Source organism: Desulfomonilia bacterium (assembly GCA_036567785.1).
Lineage (GTDB): Bacteria > Desulfobacterota > Desulfomonilia > UBA1062 > UBA1062 > DATCTV01.
In genome coordinates, this window is sequence record DATCTV010000001.1 from 1 (window position 1) to 7,415 (window position 7,415).

The following is a 7,415-nucleotide window of genomic DNA, read 5'->3' on the forward strand; positions in this document are numbered from 1 at the left end:
TGGCGGAGGGGGAAGTTTGCATAATGACCGTTATGTAAAGGCGACCCCGGCCGGCTCCGGCCGGGCGGAGCCCGAGGACGGCGGCGGCAAGGGCAAAGTCTGATAATATCGATATTATCAGACAGCGACCATCGCAAGGGCCGTGACAACAGGATGTTGGCGCGGCCCTTGCGGAGCGGTTTGCCCGGTTTGGTTTTTTACGGAGCGCAGCGGAGTGAAAAACCAAATGACGCCGCCGCCCGCAGCTTACTGTCAATGATCGGGGTTATGGTGCCATTTCGTGATCGGCATAAAGGAGCCACAGCGTGATCGGCATAATGAGGCCACTTGGTGATCGCCATAATGGAGCCACTCGATGATCGGCATAATGGCGCCACCTTGCACTCGTGAAGAGCGAGCAGCGGCATCTGTCCTGCCGCAACTCGCGTCTTTCTTGACGCCTCCATGCCTCTGGACGGGAGCGAAGCCACCCGATACGCTCTCCAGCGTTATACAACCGCTGGAGGTTGGCATGAATCGGAGATTTGAAGTGTATCAGTATCGACAAGTTCTTTTGCACATGAGACAAGGCGAAACAGATCGAAGCATCGCCAAGGCGCGTCTTCTGGGGCGCCGAAAGGCAAGTATCGTAAGAGCTATTGCAACTCAGGAAGGTTGGTTGAACCCTGATAATCAGCTTCCCGAGGATGGTGTTCTCAAGGAAAAGCTCATGCCACCAGAACGGAGGTCTTCTACGACCTCGTCCGTCGAGCCGTTTACTGAACTGATTTCAGAGTGGGTCAAAAACGGGATTCAGGCAACGACGATCTGGGATGCGCTTCGGCGAGACAAGGGATTTACCGGACACTACTCATCGGTGCGCCGCTTTGTTCAGAAAATCAGGCCGCCGACCCATTCCCCGACCATGATTCTCGATTTCAAATCCGGTGAAGCAGCTCAGGTCGATTTCGGAAGCGGTCCCGTCGTGCTCGACGATGTAACGGGGAAGCCGGTGAAGACCTGGTTTTTTGTCATGACCCTGGCTTTCAGCCGACACCAATACGCCGAACTGGTGAAAAACCAGAAGGTATCGACGTGGCTTGAGTGCCACCGCCGGGCATTCGAATTTTTCGGCGGTGTGCCGCAGAAGGCGATTATCGACAACCTGAAATCTGCCATCACGCGGGCATGCGCGTTTGATCCTGAGGTTCAGCGCTCGTATGAGATGTTTGCCGAAGGGTATGATTTCCTGATCAGCCCCTGCCCGCCTGCTGACCCAGAGAAAAAGGGGCGAGTCGAATCCGGCGTGAAATATCTGAAGAACTCGTTCATGCCGCTGCGCACCTTCAGAAACCTCTCGGATGCGAACCGACAACTGAAAGACTGGGTCCTGACGACGGCTGGGGCGAGAATTCATGGGACGACGGGAAAGAAGCCGCTCGAACTCTTCCAGGCTTCTGAAAAGAGCTTTTTGAAGCCATTGCCCACGAATCCGCCCGAGATCGTAGAATGGGCAAAAGCCACTCTTCAGCGAAACACACACGTCTGGTTCGATTATGCCTGGTATTCAGCCCCACACGGGCTGATCGGTCAGGAACTCTGGGTCAGAGCCGGTCCGCAAATGATCCAGATTTATCACGATGACAAACTGGTCGCGGTCCATCCGCGATGCACGGATCGGGGACAGCACCAGACGGTGACAGATCATCTGTCACCTGCATGCAGAGCGTTTTCTGAGCAAACCCCATCGTGGTGTCTCGAACAGGCTACTGGCATCGGCGTATGCTGTCGGGAAATCATCGAACGGCTTCTGGAGCACCCTCGACTGGACTGCCTTCGAGCGGCGCAGCGTGTCATTCGCTTTCGTGACACATACGGCGATGATCGGATCGAACAGGCCTGTGAACAGGCTCTTGCGTGCGAAACCATCAAAACGTCGACGATCAAAGGGATTCTTCAGCATCTGATGCAGGTGGAATCGCATCTGGTGACGGAACCTCGTCTCGAGGCGGCATATCGGGGCCTCGGTCGGTTCGTTCGCCCCGAATGTATCGTCAGCAAGGGAGGTGCACAATGAATCCCATGCCTCAACTTGCACCGACCCTGCGACAACTCAGGCTCTCCGGGGTGCTGGATTCTCTCGAAACGCGCACGAAGCAGGCTGTCGCAGATCAGATTTCGCATATCGATTTTCTGGCGATGCTGCTTCAGGATGAAGTCGCCCGACGGGAGCAGAAAAAGCTTGCGACGAGGATTCGACGCGGCAATTTCCGACCGGACAAGACTCTCGAAACGTATGACTTCGCCTTCAATCCGCTGATGAATCGCGCCATGATCCAGGACTTGGCCACCTGCCGGTTCATCGAGGAGCGAGCCCCCGTCGTGATCGTCGGCCCCTGTGGGACCGGGAAAAGCCATATTGCTCAGGCCCTTGCCAATCTGGCTGCGCGAAAGGGGTGTGACGTTCTTTTCACGAATCAGACGCGTCTGTTCGGAATGCTTCAGGAAGCCAAGCTGACCAATACGTTCGATCGGAAATTGGCCATGCTGGCGAAACTGGATCTTCTGATCATCGACGATTTCGGAATCAAGCCACTGAGAAATCCGCAGGATGAAGACCTTCACGAACTGATCGCTGAGCGGTATGAACGGAAATCCACGGTCATTACCAGCAATTTGGACTTGCCGGAATGGTCACAGGCACTTCCCAACAAACTTCTCGGAGCCGCGACGATCGACCGTATCAAGCATGGCGCCTACATTCTTACGCTCGAAGGGGAAAGTTACAGAACGGCCAGACCTCAGCAGGAGCGCAAAGCATCAAAGAAAGCGGGGGTGAAAGAATCGGAGTGATGCGTAAGCGAAGGGACCATCGGCAGTTATCGGGGGAAGGCCTCGTGGGAAACCAACTCTTGGTTTCCCCGCCTTCCCCTCGACCCCATCCGAACCCCTTCCTTCTCAAAAAATCCTCTCTTCGGGCATATTTGGTCGGTAGTTCATCAAAAAGGAGGCTTTGTACACGGCATAGTATATTATCAACTACGTGGTCGCGTGTTCAACGCAGGGTAAAAACGTCGTTTTTCGCGGGGTGGTTTACCTCCCGGATTCAATGCACGAAAGTGGCTCCATTATGCCGATCATGGGTGGCTCCAATAGCCCGATCATTGACAGTTGCAGCATTTCTGCTGAAATATGGCCCCAAATTGGCCTAACAAGCGGTTCGAGCGGAAATTGACAGTCGGTCACGGGCCTTGCTTGGGCAAGTCCCGCGCCCGTCTGCCAATTCCGCTCAACCGCGGCGTTATACGCATCTATGATGATATTTCAAAGGCGTTATTCCACAATATGGTCCACAAATAGAATAATATCTCAGGTATTCCACTGAACTAGAATAACGATATTTACCATCTCAAATGTTGTATACGCTCATTGTCACACAGCAACGGTCTTTTTATGGTATCATATAAAGACTGGAGGTTTATAAAATGACCAATCCAACTGATATCAAGCCAATTTCATATCTAAAGGCTCGCGCAGCCGATCTGTTTAAGCATATAAATGAAACTCATCGTCCAGTGATCATCACTCAAAATGGCGAAGCCAGGGCGGTTTTACAAGACCCTGAATCTTATGAAGCAATGCGCAATACCATTGGGATTTTAAAATTAATCGCAATGGGTGAAGAAGATATTCGGAATGATAATTTAATCAGCAATGACGATCTTTTTGCAAACATCGAAAAGCAAATAACTTCAAATGACTAATCGTCACAAGATATTATGGTCGCGCATAGCAACAATTGATTTAGAAGAAATAATTCGCTATATTTCGATAAATAACCCCAAAACGGCAAAGCAAATACTTACAAGAATTCGCAAATCTATATCCCCGCTTCAGGATCATCCTTGTTGTGGCAGAGTCGTTCCTGAACTAGAATTTGAGGGCATTCATCTTTATCGAGAATTAATCATTAATCCATGGCGAATTATTTATCGTGTATCAAAAGATGCAACCTACATCCTTGCTGTAATAGATTCACGAAAGAACATTGAGGATATTTTATTAAACAGGCTTTTGGGAGATGGCAAAGAGAGCGTATAACTATGCGATTGAGCGGATCGCCGCTGCTGGTCACGGGTCTTGCGGAGCAAGCCCCGCGCCCAAAGCGCATCGGTTCCCTCACTCTGCCGTTGGCGTCGTTCGGCGATCCGCTCATCGCTGGCGTTAGGCATAAAAAGGAGATAGCATGCTTCCTGGCAAAACCAATATTTTGAAATGCTCAAACTGTGAATGTAACATTGAGCAACCCACTTTGCTTTCCGGAAATACTTTTGGTGCCACAATTTGGTCGGATGGCAAGCAGGATGCGCCAATGCTTCCTGAGCGCCATTGGCTTGTGAAATGCCCCGATTGCGCAAAAATGCTTTGGATTGATGAATTGGAAAAAATTGGCGAAGTAATCCCCTATAACCGGAAAGAGAATGGATTCAATTCAAAGCCATATCAAGTCCCAGAATTTCAAGAAATGATTTCTTTTCTTCGGTCGGAAAACCCTAACAAGAAAAAGGAGTCTTATCTTCGAACCAAGATCTGGTGGGCAGGCAATGACAAAAGAAGGGGTGCCGAGTTTCCCCCTGAATATGCTTCCGATGAAGTTGAAAACATGAACAAGCTACTCGAAATTATGGATGACTCCAAAACAAACGGCAGAATTATGAAAGGCGAGCTACTTCGCCAACTAGGAAAATTTGATGAATCTGAAAAGCAATTTGCTTTGGTAAATGAAAAAAACTATGAAGATGTTGTTGCATTTTTATTGAATCTTGTTAAAGCAAAAAATAGATATGTTGCTGAAATAAAAACAAAATAATGCCTAACAAGCGGTTCGAGCGGAAATTGACCGCTGGTCACGGGTCTTGCTTTCGCAAGCCCCGCGCCCATCGGCCAATTCCGCTCAACCGCGGCGTTATGCGCCTTTAAAATTGTTGGTTAGCAGCCTTTTTCGAAAAAGAAACCGTTCAATTGACGTCAAATTTCCAATCTCAAGTAAATCCGAATTATTGCCAAAAAAGGAATTTGAAACGGTTTCAATTTCTCCAGAATTGGCCAATGATTTGAAGGAATTACGAAGAATCCGATTTCCATCGAATACCGCAAAATAAAACCGATCTTTGGGGCCGTTAGGTAGTAAAAAATCAAAATACACTCGTCCCATAAATCCAGAATATTGAAGATCGGTTTCAAGTTGACTCATGAATTCATCAGGACGGCATGGCCTAATGGAAATGACAATAATTTGGTCATTCCGTCCAGGGAAAGATTCAATTTTGTAATATTTATCCAAATCGCTTAACTGCCTCAGAAATAATTTTCTCGATATGAATTAAAGAATACCTGAACAACTCATCGGCCTTTTCCTTGGTTTCAATAAGTCGCGAGGTTTCAATTGAATCATCTACATGAAAAACAGAATGCCGATTATTCTTAAAAAAGGTATATGCTTCATTGATTGCTGAAACAAGTGTAACATCAGAAAAAGCAGGCCCATACTGACCGTTTAATATGTATCGTCCACCTCTTTCATCAAAACGTCCAGATAAAGGTTCGCATCGAAATTCAGTAGCAGGATTCTGCTTTTGAAACACAATTTTCAAAGCTCCTTCAAGAGCTCTAAAACCAGGGTAAACAAAAGAAGAATAGTCATTCACACCTTTGGGAAGAGACATCCTAAGGTAAACAATTCCCGGTTTCAAAATCTCAATCAATTTGCCTTGGATATGGGAAAAAGAAATTGGCAAAAGGCTTGAAAGCTCCCTTTCAACATCTTCTTTTGTCATCTTTACGTCGTAAGCATCAGTCATCCACAGAATTAAGGCATCACTTACTTCAGGACAGATTTCAGCAATAGCGTTATTGACCTGGAATTTAAGAGAGCAAGCCGCACCCTGAACAACAAGCTTCTTAGTGGAAGAGTAATAATTTAGGGTCACCTTACCGTCCCTATCACTTGAGAGTGTATAGGAAAGATGAAGAGGGTGTGTGGACATGGCTACTGTTAACCCAAGCTCTTCTCGAAGAAACTGAATAAGGGTGGCACAATCCTCTTCCTTGAAATTTGGAAGAGAAGCAGTTTTCTTTAGAGCTTCCGCCGAACAACAAAGTGTGTCCTTTACGTGCTGAGCAACCTTCGCAGAAAATTCAGGGTTGGGGCCAACCTTGGGCTGGATGGTAACATCCCCACCCTTATTGAAATAAAAATCAACGTATGAGATATTCCCCTCAACAGGAGTAACTTCAAGGCGGTGCTGATTGCCAATTTGACGCAAATCGCTACAGGCCTTGACATCGGGCATTTCTGATACAGCCCGAACAATCTCATCCTTTTTGGGTATTATCAGTTTTTTGAATGGCACCGCAGTTTTTCTCCTCCCCTTTACAGCTAAACGTTACTAGATCATACTCCCAAATTTTTCAAAATACAAATTCGCTCTTGTAAACGCGGCGCATAACTGTGCGATTGAGCGGATCGCCGATGCTGGTCACGGGTCTTGCGAAGCAAGCCCCGCGCCCAAAGCGCATCGGTCCCCTCACTCTGCCGTTGGCGTCGTTCGGCGATCCGCTCATCGCTGGCGTTGGGCCTCTGGAGAAGACCAAAAGCGCTTCAAATTGATGTTCCATTATCGTACGTTATAATGTATCATTAATAGGACAACATACATCCCAGGAGGCATTATGAAGCGCATAAATCTCAACAAGGACGTCCGCCCACTTTCTGAATTTCGCGCTAAGGCTTCAAGCCTTGTAAAACAAGTCCATGATACCAGGCGCCCCCTTGTAATAACTCATCGAGGTCGCAGCGCAGCAGTTTTACTAGATGTTGATGAATATGAGAATCTGATCGATAGAATTGAAACTCTTCAAGAGATAAATCTCGCGGAGAAGCAAATTGCAGAAGGCAAAGGCGTTTCTCATTCTGAGGCAAAGAAAAGAATTATTGAGGCGCTGAAGAAATGAAAATAATTTGGTCTCCATTTTCAATCGAAAGACTAACTGAGATTGCTAAATATATTGAAAATGACAGTCCGAAGAATTCAATAGCCTTCATCGATAATATCTTTCATGAAATCGAGCGTATTAAATCATTTCCTGATCTTGGTAGATATGTACCTGAATTAGAGAATAGAAACATTAGAGAGATTATCTATGATTCGTTCAGAATCATATACCGAATTGACGACAATCGAATAATCATTTTAACAATCAGACACACAAAACAACATCTGTGGGAAAAAGAAGAATTATAATCGGTCCAACTGTGCGATTGAGCGGATCGCCGATGCTGGTCACGGGTCTTGCGGAGCAAGCCCCGCGCCCAAAGCGCATCGGTCCCCTCACTCTGCCGTTGGCGCCGTTCGGCGATCCGCTCATCGCTGGCG

At 47.5% G+C, this 7,415-nt stretch carries 6 protein-coding genes; 5 read left to right on the forward strand and 1 reads right to left on the reverse strand.

Annotated features, from left to right (window positions below; all coding sequences use genetic code 11):
* The first annotated feature begins 511 nt into the window (after positions 1-511).
* From istA to VIS94_00020, 4 genes are all read left to right on the forward strand, one after another.
* Positions 512-2,056 (forward strand): IS21 family transposase, encoded by a 1,545-nt coding sequence (gene istA / locus VIS94_00005; GenBank protein HEY9159454.1) that lies wholly within the window; start codon positions 512-514, stop codon positions 2,054-2,056.
* Positions 2,053-2,832 carry an IS21-like element helper ATPase IstB gene (gene istB / locus VIS94_00010; GenBank protein ID HEY9159455.1) on the forward strand — a complete coding sequence of 260 codons (780 nt, stop codon included), beginning with the start codon at positions 2,053-2,055 and terminating at the stop codon, positions 2,830-2,832. Before istA ends, istB begins: the two co-directional genes overlap by 4 nt.
* Before the next feature lie 632 nt (positions 2,833-3,464).
* Positions 3,465-3,743, forward strand: a complete 279-nt coding sequence (locus VIS94_00015; GenBank protein ID HEY9159456.1) for a type II toxin-antitoxin system Phd/YefM family antitoxin — start codon at positions 3,465-3,467, stop codon at positions 3,741-3,743.
* 482 nt (positions 3,744-4,225) lie between these two features.
* Positions 4,226-4,849 carry a hypothetical protein gene (locus VIS94_00020; GenBank protein HEY9159457.1) on the forward strand — a complete coding sequence of 208 codons (624 nt, stop codon included), beginning with the start codon at positions 4,226-4,228 and terminating at the stop codon, positions 4,847-4,849.
* A gap of 466 nt (positions 4,850-5,315) precedes the next feature.
* On the opposite strand, the gene VIS94_00025 is transcribed toward VIS94_00020, so the two are convergent.
* On the reverse strand, positions 5,316-6,392 hold the full coding sequence (locus VIS94_00025) for a type II toxin-antitoxin system RnlA family toxin (protein ID HEY9159458.1): 1,077 nt from the start codon (positions 6,390-6,392) through the stop codon (positions 5,316-5,318).
* A 319-nt stretch (positions 6,393-6,711) separates the two neighbouring features.
* Here VIS94_00025 and VIS94_00030 point away from each other — a divergent pair, with 319 nt between their 5' ends.
* On the forward strand, positions 6,712-6,993 hold the full coding sequence (locus tag VIS94_00030) for a type II toxin-antitoxin system Phd/YefM family antitoxin (GenBank protein ID HEY9159459.1): 282 nt from the start codon (positions 6,712-6,714) through the stop codon (positions 6,991-6,993).
* Positions 6,994-7,415 lie beyond the last annotated feature (422 nt).